Annotated in this window: 11 protein-coding genes and 1 pseudogene; 1 reads left to right on the forward strand and 11 read right to left on the reverse strand. The window is 63.0% G+C overall.

What is annotated here, in order from left to right; genetic code table 11:
* Positions 1-9: 9 nt before the first annotated feature.
* Genes HNE04_RS28315 through HNE04_RS16870 form a run of 6 tightly spaced genes read right to left on the reverse strand, consistent with a single transcriptional unit; the run spans position 10 to position 7,483 of the window.
* Entirely contained in the window at positions 10-870 is an 861-nt protein-coding gene (locus HNE04_RS28315; protein WP_172221536.1) for a PCC domain-containing protein, read from the reverse strand.
* Complete coding sequence (locus tag HNE04_RS16850; protein WP_172221539.1) at positions 857-2,482, reverse strand: acyl-CoA synthetase; 1,626 nt, start codon at positions 2,480-2,482, stop codon at positions 857-859. The genes HNE04_RS28315 and HNE04_RS16850 overlap by 14 nt, the downstream gene beginning before the upstream one ends.
* A complete protein-coding gene (locus HNE04_RS16855) occupies positions 2,479-3,648 on the reverse strand; it encodes an acetyl-CoA acetyltransferase (RefSeq protein WP_172221542.1) in 1,170 nt (389 codons plus the stop codon). Before HNE04_RS16855 ends, HNE04_RS16850 begins: the two co-directional genes overlap by 4 nt.
* Before the next feature lie 30 nt (positions 3,649-3,678).
* Positions 3,679-5,577, reverse strand: a complete 1,899-nt coding sequence (locus HNE04_RS16860) for a TRAP transporter large permease (RefSeq protein ID WP_235965097.1) — start codon at positions 5,575-5,577, stop codon at positions 3,679-3,681.
* A gap of 15 nt (positions 5,578-5,592) precedes the next feature.
* Positions 5,593-6,609, reverse strand: a complete 1,017-nt coding sequence (locus HNE04_RS16865) for a TRAP transporter substrate-binding protein (protein ID WP_172221545.1) — start codon at positions 6,607-6,609, stop codon at positions 5,593-5,595.
* Between the two features lie 34 nt (positions 6,610-6,643).
* Positions 6,644-7,483, reverse strand: a complete 840-nt coding sequence (locus HNE04_RS16870) for an SDR family NAD(P)-dependent oxidoreductase (protein WP_172221548.1) — start codon at positions 7,481-7,483, stop codon at positions 6,644-6,646.
* Positions 7,484-7,651: 168 nt separating this feature from the next.
* On the opposite strand from HNE04_RS16870, the gene HNE04_RS16875 reads away from it, so the two are divergent.
* Positions 7,652-8,509, forward strand: a complete 858-nt coding sequence (locus HNE04_RS16875; protein ID WP_172221551.1) for an IclR family transcriptional regulator — start codon at positions 7,652-7,654, stop codon at positions 8,507-8,509.
* 23 nt (positions 8,510-8,532) lie between these two features.
* Here the strand turns inward: HNE04_RS16875 and HNE04_RS28100 are convergent, their stop codons facing one another.
* The 5 genes and pseudogenes from HNE04_RS28100 to HNE04_RS16900 form a co-directional block, all read right to left on the reverse strand.
* Positions 8,533-8,742: a hypothetical protein gene (locus tag HNE04_RS28100; RefSeq protein ID WP_235965133.1), complete on the reverse strand. Its 210-nt coding sequence runs from the start codon at positions 8,740-8,742 to the stop codon at positions 8,533-8,535.
* Between the two features lie 71 nt (positions 8,743-8,813).
* A pseudogene (locus tag HNE04_RS28105) lies at positions 8,814-8,915 on the reverse strand (ATP-binding protein); the annotation flags it as partial.
* 337 nt (positions 8,916-9,252) lie between these two features.
* Positions 9,253-11,175: an EAL domain-containing protein gene (locus HNE04_RS16890; RefSeq protein WP_172221553.1), complete on the reverse strand. Its 1,923-nt coding sequence runs from the start codon at positions 11,173-11,175 to the stop codon at positions 9,253-9,255.
* 21 nt (positions 11,176-11,196) lie between these two features.
* Positions 11,197-13,680, reverse strand: a complete 2,484-nt coding sequence (locus HNE04_RS16895; protein ID WP_172221556.1) for a hybrid sensor histidine kinase/response regulator — start codon at positions 13,678-13,680, stop codon at positions 11,197-11,199.
* The gene (locus tag HNE04_RS16900) at positions 13,677-19,370 is read right to left on the reverse strand and encodes a cadherin-like domain-containing protein (RefSeq protein WP_172221558.1); all 5,694 of its coding nucleotides are present in this window, start codon (positions 19,368-19,370) and stop codon (positions 13,677-13,679) included. Before HNE04_RS16900 ends, HNE04_RS16895 begins: the two co-directional genes overlap by 4 nt.
* Between the last annotated feature and the right edge of the window lie 5 nt (positions 19,371-19,375).

The following is a 19,375-nucleotide window of genomic DNA, read 5'->3' on the forward strand; positions in this document are numbered from 1 at the left end:
CCTTCGAACTCACCGGCCTGCGGTTGTTTCGAGAACGATCTCGAACGTCACCAGCACAGGGTTCTGCCCGCGTCTAAGCCGCCCCTCTGCCATCTGGCCCGTATGGTCGACCAAACTGATGTCCACATCCGCGCGAAGCGAGCCGTCAGGCCCAGGCGCGATGTGTCCCTGGCGGATGAAGACCTCGGTCACGAACGGTTCAACAGTTCTACCGTCATCGAACGCAGCACCCACCAGACTTCCAACACCCCCCCGAACCTGCGCATTGCGGATGCCGTGGGCCATGCATACGTTTTCGAGCGAAGTGCAGAGGTCTTCGTTGGGACGCACCCGGACCACCAACGCGTTGGTGTCAATGTTGGGGGTTGGAATTGCCGCGGGTTGGAACAAGCTGAAATTCGTCTCGGCGTCGGCGCTGACTACAAAGTTGGCGCCAGCTATTAGCCAGGCGCTGAGCCGAATGGGCTCGGCCACCAGCGACTCCGCTGGCGAGATGTGCCCGCAGCGGCGCCGTCCGTCGGATTCAGTCCAGACCGCATGACAGTGAAGCCACGACTGGCCGTCGCGCAGCCCGAATGTGATGCACCCAGACTCAAGGCGCGCCGCGCCGACTGCTTCGAAGCGATCGCTGAAGTAGACGGCATGTTCCGGCGACTTCGACTCGGCTGGCATGAAGAATGCCATTGGGGCCAGGCTGCCGCCGTGGAGTGAGAACACGGCACTGGTGGCGCCATTGGCCGCTACCGCTTCAGTGAGGCTGTCCAGCAATGACTTGCCACGCGGCAACTCGAGTTCGACCTTCCGGACTGCAGTCGGGATGCTTTGGACGCGCTCTGCGTGCACTGGTCCCGGATGTTCAATGCTGCGCACGGGCACCCTCCTCCGACGGCACGAGCCCTCGGCGCCGCAGCTCATCCTTCATCATATGCTTCGGCACTTTTCCGACGGCGGACTTTGGCAGGGCGTCCCAGAAGTAGACGTGCTTCGGCAGCTTGTAGCGAGCTACGCGGGTAGCCAGCCACTCCAGGATCTGGCCTTCGTCGACCTGCGCTCCAGGACGTGCCACGCACACGGCTACTCCGATTTCCCCCCATTTCGGGTCAGGCACGCCGAAGACGGCCACCTCCGAGATAGCCTCGTGCGTGAGGATTTTCTCTTCGATCTCGCGGGGATAGATGTTCGATCCACCTGAGATGTACATGTCGGACGATCGTCCGGTCAGGTAGATATACCCATCGCGGTCCCTGTACCCGATGTCTCCCGTGCGGAACCAGCCGTTGCGAAATGCCTTGGCGTTCGCCTCCGGATTCTCGAAGTAGCCGGCGAACACCGCCGGCCCGATGACGCAGATCTCTCCCGGCTGCCCGGGTTCCAGCTCAAGTCCTTTGTCATCCTGCACAGACACTTCCATTCCGGTGCGCTCGTAGCCGCATGTGCCGGTACGGCCTGCATCGTCAGACCCATCATGATCGCGCGGCGGCAGTACGGTGATGTTGCCGGTAACCTCGCCCAGCCCGTAATACTGAACGAGTACGCTGCCGAGTTTCTGCAGTGCCAGCTTCTGGTCCTGCCGATACATCGGCGCGCCGGCGTACACAACATAGCGCAGGCTGGAGTGGTCATGCCGGTCGACACTGCTGTCTTCCACCAGAAGCTTCAGGATGGTCGGAACGGTGAACAGGTTAGTGAGCCGGTGCTTCTCGATGAGCGCGAACGCCTGCTCTGGATCGAACCGATCCGACGGCAGCAAGACCGTCTTGCCGCCGCGCGCGATCATGTTGAGCTGGTGGACCCCGGCGCCGTGCGACAGCGGTGCCAGCACGAGGGATCCATCCTCCTCGGTCACCCCCGGCATGAGGTCGCTGAGATGATTGTTGATCACGAACGCCATTTGCCCATGCGTCAGCACGGCCGCCTTGGGACGTCCCGTGGTCCCCGAAGTAAAGAAAAGCCAGCAAGCTGAGTCCCACTTCACCGCGGCATTGGGAACGACTCGACCGCTGCATGCACGGCTCAGTGCGTCGGCCGTAGGGCGATCGTCGTCGGCAGCGCGGTCTCCCGCGAGCCAGACGACTTGCGTTTCAGGATTGGCGCGGAGCACCGCCGCCGCATGCTCTGGAAAGTCGGACTGGCAGAGAAACACGCGGGGCTTGGCCACGCTAGCCATGTAGACGACGTCGTCTGGCAGCACCCGGAAATTCGTAGGCACCCAGACCGCACCGATCCGGAATGTTGCCAACATGGACTCCAGCATCTCGTTGCTGTTCTTGCTGTGAACGAGGACGGCTTCGCCCTGCTGGACTCCCAGATCGACGAGAGCGGCGGCCAGCGCGGAGACGCGCGCATCAAGTTCGGCCCAGGTCCACGAGTGTTCGCCCCAGACCAACGCGATGTGCGCCGGCAGGCGGCGGGAATTCTGCGTCGCCCAGTAAGCCAGGTTCATAGCCCGACGCGACACCGGGGCCTGATGGATCGTCTTCATTTCGTTCGTTCCAGGATGGAAACGTAGTTGGTCACGGCCGCCCCGCCCATATTGAAGACGCCCGCCAGTTGGGCGTTGGGGATTTGCATATCGCCTGCTTCGCCACACAGCTGCATGGCCGCCATCACGTGCATTGACGCTCCAGTCGCGCCCAACGGGTGGCCTTTGGCCTTCAATCCACCTGAGGGGTTCACCGGCAGCCGTCCATCCCGGCGGGTCACGCCCTCGCGGATCACTTTCCACCCCTCGCCGGGCTTGGCCAGGCCCATCGCTTCGTACTCGATCATTTCGGCGATCGTGAAGCAGTCATGCGTTTCTACAAATGCCAGGTCGTCCAGCGAGACACCGGATTCAGCGCGCGCCTTCTCCCAGGCCCTCCGCGCGCCTTCAAAGGCGATGGGGTCCCGGCGGGACAAAGGCATGAGGTCATTGACGTGCGCGCGCGCCCGGAACCGGATGGCGCGCAGCAATGTCGCTGCGGTCTCTTCGTCCGCCACGACCAGCGCGGCCGCGCCGTCGGACACCATCGAGCAGTCAGTACGGCGCAGGGGCCCCGCGACCAGCGGGTTACGGTCGGAAACCGTGTTGCAAAACTCGACGTCGTAGGCCTTGCGGACGTGCGCGTAGGGGTTGTGCACGCCGTTCGCGTGGTTCTTCGCCGCGATCATGGCCATCTCTTCGCGGTGATCGCCGTGCCGCTGGAAATACGTCTCGGCAATGCGCGCGAAGATCCCGGCGAACCCGTCGGGGTTCTGTTCTTCCTTTCGGTAGCAACCGCTGAGCAGGATATCCGGCACCAGGCGTGACGGAACCGCAGTCATTTTCTCCGCGCCGATGGCGAGCGCTATGCGGCCACGTCCGCTTTCGACATAGTCCAGCGCGCTGTAGAGCGCGGCACTACCGGTGGCACAGGCGTTTTCGACGTGCATCGCCGGCGTGAAGCGAAGGGCCGGTTCGCCGAGCGATACCAGGCCTCCTTCGAAACCCTGGGGCGTCAAGCCATTGTTATAGACCCCGACGGTCACGAAGTCGACGTCTTTGGGGGCCACGCCTGCATGATCGAGGGCGCTTCGTGAAACGCTGGCGATCAGTGACTCGACATCGGGGGCATCGAGCTTGCCGAAGGGTGTGTGGGACCAACCGACGATAACGGCACGCTTGGACATGGAATTTCTCCTGATTTGAATTGCGTAGACCTACAGAGCCACCGTGGAAATCCACGGGACTGCGGCGATAACGACGACGCCAATGAGAAGCGCCAGCAAGTAGGGCCAGATCGCGCCCATCACTTCGTCGGGCTTCGCGCCGCCGATCTTGCAGGCGATGTAGAAGCCGACCCCCACGGGAGGCAGCATCATTCCTACGTTCATGGCGCAGACGACCACCATCGCGTACTGGATGTCGTTGATCCCCAGCTTCTTCGCGATCGGGAACATGATCGGGGCGAGCAAAAGCACGGCAGGCAACCCTTCGAGCAGGCATCCGAGCAAGACGAACACCACGATCGTGACAGCCATGAACGCGATCGGCCCGCCCGGTAACGTGGTCAGAACATGCGACAGTTGCTGCACGACACCGCTTTGCGTGATGGCCCAAGCCATTGCGGATGCGGCGCCGAGGACCAGAAGCACAGCCCCGGAGAGCGCGGCGGTTTCCACGAGCATGGTGTAGAGCTTGCGCAGGCCAAGGCCGCCGTACATGAAATGCCCGATCAGCAACGCATAGATCACCGCGACGGTGGAGACCTCGGTGGCGGTCGCGACGCCCTCGCCGACCAGGCTGCGAATCAGGAACGGGAGCACCAAAGCTGGTCCAGCCAGAAGGAGCATGCGGCCCACCACGCGCATCGGCGCGCGCTTGGTGCCACTCATGTCTTCGTGGCGCGCTTTCCACCGCGCCAGGAGCAGCAAAGATACAAGCAACACCATGGCGACGACGAAGCCGCTCTGGAAGAGTCCGGCGATCGATACGCCCGCCACCGCCCCAAGCACGATCAGCACGATGCTCGGCGGGACCGTGTCGGCCATCGCCGCGCCCGTCGCGAGCAGCGCCACCATGTCGGGTCCCTTGTGCCCGCGCCGTTTCATCTCCGGAAATAGCGCCGGCGCTACCGTTGCCATGTCGGAGACCTTCGATCCCGAAATGCCGGATACGATGAAGAGTGACCCAAGCAGGACATAGGACATGCCCGCCTTGATATGGCCCAGCAAGGAAGCGAGGAAGTCGACGATCGCTTTTCCCATGCCTGTCGCATCGAGCACGCAGCCAAGGAGAACAAAGATCGGGACCGACACCAGCACGAGACTCGAAATGCCCTCATCCATGCGGCCGACGACCACCAGCAATGGAACCTGGGTGGTGAACGCAAGGTAGCTGACCGCCCCCGCCGCAAAGCAGAACGCGATCGGGACGCCGGCAGCCAGGCACACGGCGACAAAGCCAACCAGGAAAATCGCGATGTTGATGCTTCCCAACTTGGACAGCTGGGGCGACAACATCCAGCACAGCCCTGCAATCGCTGCGACCAGCACCGTCGCAAGGATCAGGGGCCTCATGCGGACGGAGCGCCCCGCATACATCACCAGGAGCGTCAGCATGGCCACGATACCGAAAGCAATGGCAGCAACACGAAACGTGTTGGGGATGTTCAGCGCCGGCGTCAGGATGGCCCACTCTTCGTGCGCGTACGTGAAGGCGGGTCCGACCAGCGCAACGAGGACAGCGGCCATTGCTACCAGCGCAAATGCATGAACGAATTCACGCAACCTCTCGGGCAGGCGGTCGACGACCACGCTCAGTCGCAGGTGCTCGTTGCGGTAAACGGCAATGGTCGCGCCGATCATCGCTGCCCATATGAACTGCATCGACACCACCTCGTCCACCCAGACGATCGCCCGGCCAAACACGTAGCGGGAGACAACTCCCAGGAGCAGAAGGACGGTGATGGACGCGATGAGCGCGGCCGCTGTAGCCTCGAGCGGCCGCATCCACCAGGGAGTCGAGGCGGCGGATCCGCCCTCTCCAGCACTCGGCGTCAGCGTGACAATTGGGTCGGCCGTAGGGTTCATCGCCGAGACCGGAGTTGCGCGATCCATCAATCAGCCCTCGCGTCAACCAAGCTTGCCGGTGTATTTCTCGAGGGTCGCCCAGGCCTCGTCCCCGAACTTGGCCTTCCATTCCGCGTAGAAGCCGGCAGACCGCAATTTGTCCCGGAACGAGTCGGTTTTCGGCGCGTTGAACACCATTCCCTTGGCAGCGAGTTCCTGCTGCAGGGTGCCGTTGAGCGTTGCCACATCGGCTCGTTGCGAAACGGCGGCCGCATTGAGGTGCTTCGAGGCGATCTCGCGCAGATTGGGAGGCAGGCGTTCCCAAGCGCGGCGATTCGCGAGGAACCAGAAACCATCCCACATGTGGTTCGTCAGTGAGCAGTATTTCTGCACCTCGTTCAGCTTGAAAAGGGAGACAACCGAGATCGGGTTCTCCTGGGCGTCGACAACCTTCGTCTGCAGCGCCGTATACATCTCGGACGCATTGATCGAAGCAGGCGAAGAATCGAACGCCTTGAACATGGATGTCCACATCGGCGAAACCGGCACGCGGATCTTCAGGCCGCGCAGATCATCGGCATTCGTGATCGACTTCGTCGAAGTGGTGATCTGGCGGAACCCGTTGTCCCAGATCTTGTCCATGGCGACCAGGTTGACCTTTGCGATCTGGGCGCGTACGTAGGCGCCGACATCGCCGTCCATGGCGCGCCAGACCGTGTCGTAGTTGGGAAAGGCAAAGCCAAGACCGTTCAGGGCGGCCGGCGGCACGAGCGTGGAGAGGATGAGCCCGGAGAGCGTGAAGAACTCGACGCCACCCGAGCGCAGTTGGCTCAGCGTGTCAGTGTCGGAGCCGAGCTGGCTGCTCGGGAAGATCTGGATGTCCAGGCGGCCATTGGTTTCGGCGCGGATGGCGTCGGCAGCCTGCTTGGCCCGAATGTTCATCGGGTGCGTGAGCGGCGTGTTGTTGGCGTACTTGTAAGTGAACTCGGCCCCTTGGGCGTATACAAGTTTGACGGGCGCTGCGGTTGCGGCAGCGGACAGGGCAACGCCCTGGATCAGTTTGCGGCGAGAGATCGTCATTTTTTGTCTCCTGGGGTTTGTGAAGCGCGGTTTCTTAGGGCGCCACTGTCGCGAGCGATGCAGCAGCGGGGATAGGGGGAACTGGTTGCTTTTCGAACATGTCGCGTACGAGGACACCGGCTGCGATGAAACCTCCATCGATCGCGAGGGTGTGTCCGGTGACGTAGCTGGCTTGGTCCGAGGCCAGGAACAACACGCCATTCGCAATTTCCTCGGGAGTCCCGTAGCGGCGCATGGGCACCATGTCGTCATAGGTGGCGCGCGTGGCACTGTCGTGATTGATTTTCACCAGGGGCGTCTCCACGGGGCCGGGGGCGACCGCGTTGACGGTAATCCCCCACTCGGCGACCTCGATCGCGAATTGCCTGGTCAACGCGATCAGTGCCGCTTTGGAGGTGCCGTATCCCAGGCGACCGGTCCCTGCTCGAATGCCACTGATGGAGGCCACGTTCACGATGCGGCCCCAACCACGCTTTTTCATGTGGGGCAGCGTGTGCTGGATCAGGATCATCGGTGCCGTCACATTCACCGCCATCGTTGCCGTCCAATGGTCAAGCGAGTATTCAGCTGCCGGCATCAGAGCTGCCATTGCAGCGTTGTTGACGACGATGTCGGGCACGCCGAATTCGGCTGTCAATTCCGGGAGTGCCTTCTGAAGCGCGGCGCAGTCTCGCAGATCCACAACGCAAGACTTTGCGCGCCCCCCTGCCGCGCTGATGGCCAGTGCCACTTCGGAAGCCGCGCCGGCGTCCTTGTCGACGATGTACACGCTGATCCCCCGTTGAATGGCCAGGCCTTCGGCTATTCGCCGCCCGATACCACTGGCGGCGCCGGTGATCAGAGCAACACGAGATGGTTCTTGAGTAATAGTCATTTGGTGGGAATCGAAAGGTTGCGCCCATCGTCGGCGCGCCGCTTAATCGGTTCACTGGGTGAACGCGTTTGCAGTGTGCCACCGCAAATCAGGCGAAAAAAGGGGTTACCATAGATTCATAACATCGATTCGGTTCATCTGTTGAAACTAGAACGCAGGGTTTTCACTATGGCAGAAATCCAAGACAGCACCATTGAAAAGCAGGGCTCACGAACATTGCGCCGTGGCTTGAGCATCCTGAAGCTCCTTGCCCGCTACCAGCCGACGGGCTTGGGAGTGAGCGACATGGCGCGAAAGCTCCAACTGGATAAGGCAACTACCTTGAGACTGGCGCGTACGCTCATGGACGAGAAGTTCTTGGCGCAGGACGCGAGTTCTCGTCGTTATCAGTTGGGTCCGGAGGCGTTTGCGGTGGGGCTGGCCGCGGAGCCCAGCTATGCGCTTCAGCGAATTGCAGCACCGTCGCTTCGTGCGTTGGCGCTGGAGACCGGCGACTGGGTTTTCTTCTCGGTTCGGCACGGCTTGGAGGTGATATGCCTTTCCCGTGCGAACGGAGACGTCCCCTACCCGCACTCGTCGCTCAAGGTCGGCGACCGTCACCCCTTGGGGTTAGGAGCCGGTGGTTTGTCGATTCTCGCGGCGATGCCGGATGATGAAGTCGACCTGGTGCTTTCGATCAATGCGGATGCGATTGCCAAGCAGTTTCCAAGCATGACAGTCAGTGTGATCAGGAAACTCCTGCAAGAAACCCGCGAGAGGGGCTATTGCTCGATCCCCGGCATCCTCGTACCAGGCTACTGGGGTGTCGGAGTGCCGCTTCTGCAACGCGATGGCCGCCCAGTTGCGGCCATCGTCTTGATTGCGAGTGCGTCCAGGCTGAGCGGCGCACGCCAAGCCGTGATAGGCGAGCGACTGCAACGCCTCAGTCGAGAGCTGATGAATCGTGCACACATCGAAATTGGCGACGACAACCAAACGGGGTTTGCCGCAGATGCAGCGCTCGATGAGTCTGCATCAACAACTTGACCAAATGACAAAATCCCGACACGTCATGTCGGATCAGGCGCCGGCTCCAGCCTTGCCAGCGAGCAGTTGCAATTCCCAGGCGAGTGCACACCGGTACCGCCGGCATGCTGCATCAGAATCTCGCCCAAGGCCGCCACCGTGGCTTCGCGCGCCCAATCGCGCTGCCACTCAGCCTGAACCGCAAGCCAGGTGATCGGCACCGCTCCCGCTGCGACCATGCGTCGCACGGCCATTTCATGGGCTTCGGCGGACGCCGCCGGAGGCGTCGGTTACGACATAGACCTCGTAGAACGCACCCGCTGGCGTGCTGCTGGATCGCCTCTATGCCGATGGCCGTGACCAGATGCGTCTTACCCGTGTCTGGCCCGCCGATGAGCACTGCGTTGTGTGCAACCTCGAGATGCTGGGTCATGGACCGGCTCTTTCATGCCGTGTACAGGCGGCTGGAACGGCGCCTTCAGACCAAGGCGACAGTCCCTGGCTCCTTGAAGGCCGAATGAAGAAGGTCCTTGCGGGTCTCTTGCAGGGCCCCAAGGCCATTTTTGAGACAGCAGTCGGCGTGTCCCAAACCGATAAGGGTCGGTCTTTGCAAACTTTTGTGTCCGCAACGTAGCCACTATGTGTCGCGATGGCGTACCCCGCGACGTAATAGCCAAAGATCGGTCCTCGGATCTCTTCAAGCATGAGGCGCAAACCCATGCCATCCGGATCTGAAAACTCAATCAAGCGCGCCGTATCAACCGTCACTCGCTTTCACCAGGGAGCAACACGCGGTGCGTCTTGCCGCTTCGGGTGAGCCATCTTGCCGCGAACGCCAGACCGGAGAGCGGCTCTCCGAACAGCCGGCCCTGCCCCTGGTCCCAGCCGTTCTTCTTTAGGAAGGCGAGGTGCGCGGCCGTATCGATGCCGCAGGCGACGCACGTCAGGCGGAGCCGGCGGGCGAGATCGCCTATGCCTAGCAGCATCGCCTGCAAGGTCGCGTCTCTTCCCAAGTCGCGCAGGAATGAGGCTTCAACCTTAATTTCGTCGCATAGAAGGCTGCGCAGATGCGCTACCGAGGAAGTGGAGCCAAACCGGTCGATGGCTAGCCGAAAGCCCTTCTTGCGAAGAGCAGCCATTTCCATTGTCTCGCGCGCTGGCAGACGGTCAATGACGCCGACGTGCTGCAGTTCCAGCGTCAGGTGGCGCGCCTCCATGCCAGCAGCAATGGTGGCGTCGGCTAGGTGACCGAGATCACTGGGGCGGATGTTCGCCAACGACGCGCTGATTCCAACTGGGATCGGGTGGAGACCGGCGGCACGCCAGTTCCGGGCGTGCTTGCTCAATTCCTCGAATTGCCATTCGAGCAGCGCCACGTCCATTTCGGAACTGCCCGCCAGCTCCGTGAGTTCGTCGCCCTCAATGATTCGGCCAGAAGTATGCCTCCAGCGCAACACGCTTTGCGCTGCGACCACTCGCCCAGTGGCGAGCTCCACTCGCGGTTCGTAGAGTAGTTCGATCTCGTCGCGGCTGATTGCATGTCGAAGCTCGGCACTGAGGTCCAGCCGGCTTTGCGCCAGCTCATTGAATTTGGGAGAGAAAAACTCATACCGGTGCGGCCCCGCCTGCTTGGCATGGCGCAGGGCCAGCCCGGCGTTACGGGTCAGGATGTCAGGGTCCATGCCGTCGATGGGGAACACCGACACCCCGACGCTGCTGGTGACGAATAGTTCCGGCGAGCCGTGACGGCGGAAGCTGACGGTCGCATCCTCAAGAAGCTTGTTGATGAATGCTGCCGCACTATGCACTCCGTCCATGCGCGGCACGATGATCGCGAATTCGTCGCCATCAAAACGATACAGAGTTGGATTGTGATGCTCAGAGCTCAGTTCACCGCCCCACTCCGTCTGCACGCAGCTGGCTAACCGCTTTGAGATCCGCTGGAGCAGCTGATCGCCAATCGAGCGGCCCAGCGCATCGTTGATGCGACCGAGCGCGTCCACGCCAACGTGCAGCAGAGCGCCGTGATAACCCTCCACCTTCGCGGCAGCTAGAGCGACAGCCACCTCCCGATGGTAGCGCTGCTTGTTCGGCAAGCCGGTCAGCCCGTCGTGCTGACTCAGATAATCGCGGTAGGCGCTCGCAGCCAGTGTGTTGCGGATTCGCAGGCCCAGCTCAGTTGGGTCGACCGGCTTCGACAGGAAGTCCATCGCGCCCATCTCCAGAGCCTTCAACTTGACGTGCGGATCGATGCTGCTGGTCAACACGATCACCGGCACGTGGCGTAGCACGGGGTCATCCCGCATGGTGGCCAGAATGTCCAAACCGCTCACCTTGGGCATGCTCAGATCCAGCAGCAGCACGGCCGGCAGCTCCTTGCGCATCATGGGCACCGCAAGCTCGGGGGCATCTGTGTTCACAAAATGCTTGTAACCGGCCTCGATGAGAAAGGCCTCCGTCATTTCAATGTTCAACACTTCGTCGTCAACCATCATGATCAACGCATCCGACAAGCCAGCCACTGAGCTGTGTCGCCACAGCATCTCCTGTGGCGACAGCGCTCGCAATGCCCGCTCTGATATCTTGTCCTCTCCGCGCGCGAAGATTGTTGGCTGCGTGGTCAGAGCGTCTAGCTCCGAATCGCCGCTCATTCGCTCCTTTGGCCTGTTCGTGTCGGTGTATTGCATGGGATGCTCGTTGAGTCTGTGTCAGCCGATAGCGATTTCAGGGATATCGAGTTGGTCCGCCATGCGGCTTAGGCGTTGCAACAACCCTTCAGCCAGGGACGCTTCTCCCGCCTTGGCCGCTGCCTCCATTTCGCGGGCTGGATCGGTGAAGGCGTCATAGCCCATCGTACCGGCAGCTCCCGCGAGCCAATGCGCCAGCCGCTCGACTTCGGGTAGATCTCCGGCCTCGACCGCTTCCTGGGCCTGCCGCAGCTGCTGATGCAGCCGGACCGCGAACTTGCGGACAATTGGCGCTAGTTTGGCGTTGTCCGCGAAGCGCGAGCAGATGGGTCCGGTAACCATCTCCGCCTCCTTGGGCAGGGTCGTCGTCGAATCGGCCATCACGGGCGGTGAGTCTTGGGTTGACTCTTGGATCTCAGCCCCCAGCAGTTGCGCGACCTGCTGCAGCAGCGCGTCGATGTCGATTGGTTTCGTCAGGAAGGCAGTGCACCCTGCCTGCAACACCTCCTCCTCGTAGCCTTTCATCGCATGCGCTGTAAGCGCTACGACCGGCACGTCCAAGCCGCGGCGGCGCAGCTCAACGGTTGCATCATAGCCATCCAGCACAGGCATCTGCATATCCATCAGCACCAAGTCGTAGCTGGCCTGCGCGAGCTTGTCCAGCGCCTGCCGACCGTTCTCGGCTTCCTCAACCCAAAGGCCTTGTTCGGCCAGCACCAGCGAAAGCAGCTCGCGGTTCTCGGCGCCGTCGTCGACCACCAGCACACGGGCCGCCGGGAGGCGCCAGCGCCTGCGACTGTCGCCGCCGGCGGAACTCGCCGCAGTCACGAATTGCGTCGCATCGAGCAGCTGTACGCCTGCGAGCGGACTGCTCTCGAAACTGAAGAGCATCTTGGTGCCCACGCCCGGTTGGCTGGTAGCTGTTAGTTCGCCACCGAGCGCGCGTGCAAAGCGGCGGCTGATCGCCAGGCCCAAGCCGGTGCCGCCGAAACGCCGCGTGATTGATGCGTCTGCCTGCGTGAAGGGGTCGAACATGCTCTCGACCTTCTCCGGCTCCATGCCAATACCGGTGTCGTGTACTTCCACCGTGTAGATGGCGCCGTTGCAGGCAAGCAGCACCTCAACGCTGCCCTTTTCCGTGAACTTGATGGCGTTACTAAGCAGGTTGAGCACAACCTGCCGGATGCGCGCGGGGTCAGACTGCACGTGTTCCGGCACTTGTGTGAGAAGGCCAAGCGACAACCGGATGCCTTTCTCCTCCGCCTTCAGCCGCAGCTCGGCCACTGCCTGTTGGACCAGTTGGTGCGGTGCGCAGGGGATCTTCTCCACGGTCAGCTGGCCGGACTCGACCTTCGAAAGGTCAAGAATGTCGTTGATCAGCCCCAGCAGGTGCTTGCCACTGTGGTGAATCGTGTCGAGATAGCGTGAAGATTCGCGTTCGCTCTTGCCGAAGCCTCGGCGCAGCAGTTCCGTAAAGCCGAGTATGGCGTTCATCGGAGTACGGATCTCGTGGCTCATGTTCGCCAGGAATTCGCTCTTCGCTCGATTGGCTGCCTCCGCCTCTTCCTTTGCAAAGCGCAATTCCACCCGGCTCTGCTCAAGTAGAGTGATGTCCTCGAGGCTAATGAGAACACCGGAGGCACGCTTGCCGGTAGTCATGACCGGGGAGCAATTCACCACGAAAGTGCGTTCCTGCCCGTTCGCGTCCTTGAGCTTGATGTGCAGGTCGCGCTGCACGACCCCTTGCGCGAGCGCGGTAGCCCATGGAAACGACCCGGGCGTGAGCGGCCGACCTGTCGCATCGAGCCACGCAATCGCGGACACTGGCCCGCCCATCAGATCTTCGTTCGATTTCCCCAGCAGCTTCACGATGGCCTCGTTGGCGAGCACCACTGTCTGGTTCTGGTCGATGACGACCAAGCCCTCAGTGAGCGAATCCAATGCCGAACGCACGCGGCCTGGGATCGCCCGCGAGGGATCGAGGTGGCGCAGGACCCGTGTGAGATACACGTGAAAGCCAAGGAAACACAGAAGGGAGCAAAACGCCAGCAGTGGCATCAACGGAGTCTGCAGCAGGCCCATCAGTCCCGATAACCTGGTTGGCTGGAACCGGAGCTCCAGTTGCCCCCAGGCTCGTCCGCCAGCTTCTAAATTAACCTGGATTTGCGCGTCGTTCGTGGCCGCGTTTTCGATCGGCACCCAGTTGCCCAGGTGGTCGCCGACAGCGATGAGCAGCTTACCGTCGTGCGCCCGTAAGCCGATCGAGCGGAGGTCCTCGTTGCGCGCCCGCACGAAGCGGAATACATCCTCCAGGGGCCGCGGGTCGACGCTGCTCAGGATGGCAGTGCTGCTGGCCGCTAGTGACTCCGCCAATCCGATCCGCCCATCGCGGATGGCGCTATTGCGGTCCGGCACCAGGCCTAAGAACGAGGCGGCCAGCAGCACTGTGCTGACCAAGGACACGAGGCCGAGCGAGATATAAGTCCGCGTGTTCAGGATCTTCATGCGAAACCTCGCAGGTCATCGCGGGGGCTGCCGCGGTCGAAATCGAGCGGCTCCTCCTCCCCATCGTCCTCCCCATCGTCCTCCTCATCCGTCATACGCGACAGCACGGGCAGGGGATCCAGGAAGCGCCACGCGGGCAGGGCCGAGAGATAGCTACCCAGAAGCACGCCACTTCGAATCAGCCACAGGATATAGATCACGGAGAGTCCAAGCGACACGCTCGCGACCGAGATGGTGACCGACTTGTCCAACTGCAGATCTTCGCGTGCTGATTCCCGCAGGCGGTCCAGCTCGCCGATGAAAGCGGCCGACCGCACCGCGCTCTGAAATTCTTCTAGTCGCGCGTCATCCGACTGACTGTCGATGCCAAAGCGCGCCAGCACGAGCTCGACCTCCGCTCGCATGGAGATCAGTTGGAGGCCTGTGGGATCGAACACCACGCTGCGGTGGCTCTGGCCCGAATCCGCTACAAGCACGAGACGCCCGGTAACTGACGATCCGACTGACGTCGGGGCAGTGTCGGATGGCTCCGTGGCGACGCCTTGGGCACCTAGGATGAATCCCGAGGTTCGGCTCCCCCCTGAAGCTACCGTCTCGCCCGCACCTGACGGCCCCGCAAAAATTGTTGGTGCAGCGGTGTCAGGCGGCAACGTGGTCGGCGTCGGATCAAGCGGTGTGAAACTGACTGTAGCCGGGCCGCCAATGCTCACCGTTTCCTCGGGTTCGTCGCTGACCGTCGGCAACGCCACCGGCGCGGTACTTGGCGCGTCATTGACCGCGGTGACCTGCAGGCTGGCACTGGCGGCGACTGCGGCAGTGCCATCGCTGATGGAGTAGCTGAAGCTCACGGTACCAGCGAAATCGGCGGCCGGGGTGAAGCTCCAGGTGCCATCAGCGTTGGCAGTGAGGCTGCCGCTGCTGGCCGCCAGGCCGGTGACGCTGAGGGCGTCGCCGTCCACATCAGCGGCGTTGGCCAGCAACTGGGTCGGCGTGATGGTGATCGCGCTGTCCTCGTTGATCGCCGGCAACGTCACCGCCACCGGCGCGGTACTTGGCGTATCGTTGACCGGGGTGACAGTCAAGCTGGCACTGCCGGCGACCGCGGCGACACCGTCGCTGACGCTGTAACTGAAGCTCACCGTGCCGTTGAAATCGGCGGCCGGCGTGAAGCTCCAGGTGCCATCGGCGTTGGCGCTCAGGCTGCCGCTGCTAGCGGCCAGCCCACTGATGCTGAGGGCGTCCCCGTCCACATCGCTGGCGTTGGCCAGCAACTGCGCCGGCGTGATGGTGATCGCGGCGCTGTCTTCGCTGATCGCCGGTAAGGTGACAGGCGCATTGGTCGGCGCATCGTTGACGGGGGTGACCGTGAGGCTGGCGCTGCCGGCGATCGTGGCAGTGCCATCGGTGACCGAGTAGCTGAAGCTCACCGCGCCGTTGAAGTCGGCGGCCGGGGTGAAGCTCCAGGTGCCATCAGCGTTGGCAGTGAGGCTGCCGCTGCTGGCCGCCAGGCCGGTGACGCTGAGGGCGTCGCCGTCCACATCAGCGGCGGTGGCCAGCAACTGGGTCGGCGTGATGGTGATCGCGCTGTCCTCGTTGATCGCTGGCAACGTCACGGAGGCGGTGGTCGGTGCGTCGTTGACCGGGGTGACCTGCAGGCTGGCGCTGCCGGCGACCGCAGCAACACCGTCGCTCACGCTGTAACTAAAACTCACCGTCCCGTTGAAATCGGCCGCCGGAGTGAAGCTCCAGGTGCCATCGGCGTTGGCGCTCAGACTGCCGCTGCTGGCCGCCAGGCCGGTGATGGTCAGGGCGTCGCCGTCCACATCAGCGGCATTGGCCAGCAGCTGGGTCGGTGTGATGATGATCGCTGCGCTGTCCTCGCTGATCGCCGGCAAGGTGACAGGCGCGGTGGTTGGCGCGTCGTTGATCGGGGTGACAGTCAAGCTGGCACTGCCGGCGACTGCGGCAACACCGTCGCTGACGCTGTAGCTGAAGCTGACCGTGCCGTTGAAATCGGCGGCCGGGGTGAAGCTCCAGGTGCCATCGGCGTTGGCAATGAGGCTGCCGCTGCTGGCCGCCAGCCCGCTGACCGTGAGAGTGTCGCCGTCTACATCGCCGGCGTTGGCCAGCAGCTGGGTCGGCGGGATGATGACGGCGCTGTCCTCGGCGGCCGGTGGTAACGTCAGCGGGGCGGTGGTCGGCGCATCGTTGACCGCGGTGACCTGCAGGCTGGCACTGCCAGCGGCCGTGGCAACACCGTCGCTCACTCTGTAGCTGAAACTCACCATGCCATTGAAGTCGGCGGCCGGGGTAAAGCTCCAGGTGCCATCGGCGTTGGCAGCGAGGCTGCCGCTGCTGGCCGCCAGCCCGCTGACCGTGAGAGTGTCGCCGTCCACATCAGCGGCGTTGGCCAGCAGCTGGGTCGGCGTGATGATGATCGCGGCGCTGTCTTCGCTGATCGCCGGCAACGTCACCGGCGCGCTGGTCGGTGCGTCGTTGACCGGGGTGACAGTCAAGCTGGCGCTGCCGGCGACCGCGGCAGTGCCATCGCTCACGCTGTAGCTGAAGCTGACCGTGCCGGTGAAGTCGGCCGCCGGGGTGAAGCTCCAGGTGCCATCGGCATTGGCCGTGAGGCTGCCGCTGCTGGCCGCCAGGCCGCTGACCGTGAGGGTGTCGCCGTCCACATCGCCGGCATTGGCCAGCAGCTGGGTCGGCGTGATGGTGATTGCGGGGCTGTCTTCGCTCACCGCCGGCAAGGCAACCGGCGTGGTGCTCGGGGCGTCGTTGACCGGGGTCACCAGCAAGCTGGCACTGCCGGGGGTCATGGCCGTGCCATCGCTGATGGTGTAGCTGAAGCTGACCGTGCCGTTGAAATCGGCGGCCGGGGTGAAGCTCCAGGTGCCATCGGCGTTGGCAATGAGGCTGCCGCTGCTGGCCGCCAGCCCGCTGACCGTGAGAGTGTCGCCGTCCACATCGCCGGCGTTGGCCAGCAGCTGGGTCGGCGTGATGGTGATCGCTGCGCTGTCTTCGCTAGTTGCCGGCAACGTCACCGGCGCGCTGGTCGGCGCGTCGTTGACCGGGGTGACAGTAATGTTCACGTTGCCAATTGCGCTGCTGAACGCTGTGGTGCCGCCGGTGGTCGTGGTGTCGGCCCGGCCGCCGGCGGTGCCGGACGTGCGGTCCCACGCGCGAATGGTCAGCCCTGACGCCACCGTACCGTTGAAGTTCGCAGCGGGCACAAATCGGAGCCGAGTTTGCGCGTCCGCAGCAAGCAGCAGCGCGCTTGCCACCGAAGGAGCCGTGACGGCATTCCAGTTGCTGCCGTCGACCGTGTACTCCCAGCTGCCGCTGCTGGAGTCGAATCCGATGATGGCGATGCCCTGGAGTGCACCCGTGTCCAAGTCGGTGACCTGGCCCGCCAGTAGAGATGAAATCAGGAATCCAGCGCCGGCGCCGCTGTCTTCCGGGATGGCCGCCGGCTGGGACACGCCATTCAGGACCGGCGCGAAATTGGGCAGCGTGAAGGCGGCAATGAACGCATCGCTTCCTTGGTTGGCTGTCTGATACGCGCCAGTCGTCGCCCACCCGCTACCGGATATATCGCCCGATACATAAGCGTGGTTGCCTGAGATCGCAATGTCGCCTACGTTGACCATGTCGCCTGCGTAGTACGTACCGTAATCCAGGTCGGCCGCGCCCGCGCCAGCGGGGGTGATCACGGCCAAGTACATCGGCGAGCCGGCATGGGTCGACTGCACGGCATCGGCGGTGATCGGAAAATCCGTGGAACCAGCCTTCCCCACCACGATCACACGGCCGCTGGCATATGCGACGTCGGTTGGACGGTCAGAACTGGACCCTCCAAGGTAGCTGGAATACACCAGCGAGGCGGCCCCAGTCTGGTTGGTGTCGTAGATGCGCAGGAAACCGGTGTCCGCGTTGCTGACCGCGGTCGTGGTCTGGAAGGCGCCGGCGGTAGTAGGGAAGCTAACCCCTGTGCGCGTCACCCCAACCACATAGGCCTTGCCGCTGCCATCGGTGGCTACGCCCGTCACCGTGTCCGCGTTGCTCGCGCCGATGTAAGTAGAGTAGCTTGTGTTCCCGGCCGCATCCAGATGGAGCAAAAAGCCGTCGATCGCGCCCCCCAGCGAGCCATCTGCTCCGCCGGTCGCGCTCCAATTGGAGGACTGGGTATTACCGACGACGTAGACGTCGCCGGTGCTGCCAAGGGCGATGTCCGTGGCCACATCCGTCGAGCTGCCCCCGAACAACTCTTGATAGACCACGCCACCATTGGCGTCGTATTTGTTGATGAAGGCATTGTCCGAGGAGCCGAACAGCAGTTGCAGCACCAGCGGAAGCAGGCCGTCATCGCTGGCCTGACCAGCCACGTAGACGTTGCCGGCGGAATCCATTGCGACCGCATTGCCGGAGTCGCCGGTGCTGTTGCCGCCGAAATAGGTGCTGAACACCAGGCTGCCAGAAGCGTTCAGCTTGAAAATCACTGAATCCTGGGCGCCAGAACGCGAGCTGTCGGCCGCCGACTGCATCGGAAAATCACCGGACTGAGTCCAGCCGGTGACGGCTATGTTGCCGGCGGCATCGACAGCAATGGCGTTGCCTTGCTCGTCGCCGTTGCCGCCAATCCGCGTGGAAAACAACAGCGTCGAGAGATCCGGCGAGAATTTCGCCACGTAAATGTCTCCGGGCCCGCCACCAGATCCCTGCACGCCGCCAAGGGGCGGATTGTTGCTGGTGGTGCGGCCGGTGATGTAGACGTTGCCCGCTGCATCCACCGCGATGGCGGGCGCGCTCTCGCTTCCGGTCGTGCCGAAGTAGGTCGCGTAGTCCAGCACGGGGTCGATCACCAGCTCACGCGAGCGGTCGTAGTTTTCGACGACGAAGCCGATACTGCCGTCGGCCCGGATCTCGTAGCGGCTCGCCACCTCTTCAAGTCCGTCGGGGCCCCGCTGGTAGCTCACCGGCGCTCGAAAACGGACATCGCTATCGGTGCCTTCCACGCGCAGCACGAGGTCCCCGTTCTCAGCGATAGAGGCCGTCGAAACCCCCTCGAATCGCAAGCTGATCGCTGACGGATCAGCGCCGGCGGCAACAATGAAGTCGTACTCCAGCTGCCGCTGGTTGCCGTAGTAGCGAACGTCGATGCCTTCGTAGACACTGCGGTAGACCACGGCACCGTAGTTGGCGATGCCGGTCTGCCATGCGGAAGGATCGTTCCCGATGACGTAGTTGCTGCGGGTCTGCAGCTGGGCTTGGCCTTCGGCTTCGGCGGAACGAGCGTCGCCTGCGAGCTCCAGTTGAACGGTACGCTGGCCGCTATCAGTCAGTAGGGTTAGGGACGCGTTGCCGCCCTGCAGCGAAATACCGTAACCCCCGCCATAGGCGATGAAGTCCACGCCTTCCGCGGCCTGTCCTTCGTTGACCTCAAAGGTAAGCGTCGTAGCGGCGTAGTTGGTGGCGACAGCGGCCGCTGTCCCAGGCGCGGTCGTTTCGGCGGCATATTCACCGTTGGTGTCCAGCGTGCGCTGCTCCACCGGCGCATCGGCCGTATCCATGTCCAGTGGCAATGCCGCGGCAAGATCGGCCGAAAACAGAAGCCGCGGCTCCAGCAACTCCGCCATGGGCGCCGGGCGAAGCGAGGCGGGACGGAGGCGCTGAGATCGAGGCATGTTCG

The organism is Caenimonas soli, assembly GCF_013155545.1.
Classification (GTDB): Bacteria; Pseudomonadota; Gammaproteobacteria; order Burkholderiales; family Burkholderiaceae_C; genus Ramlibacter; species Ramlibacter soli.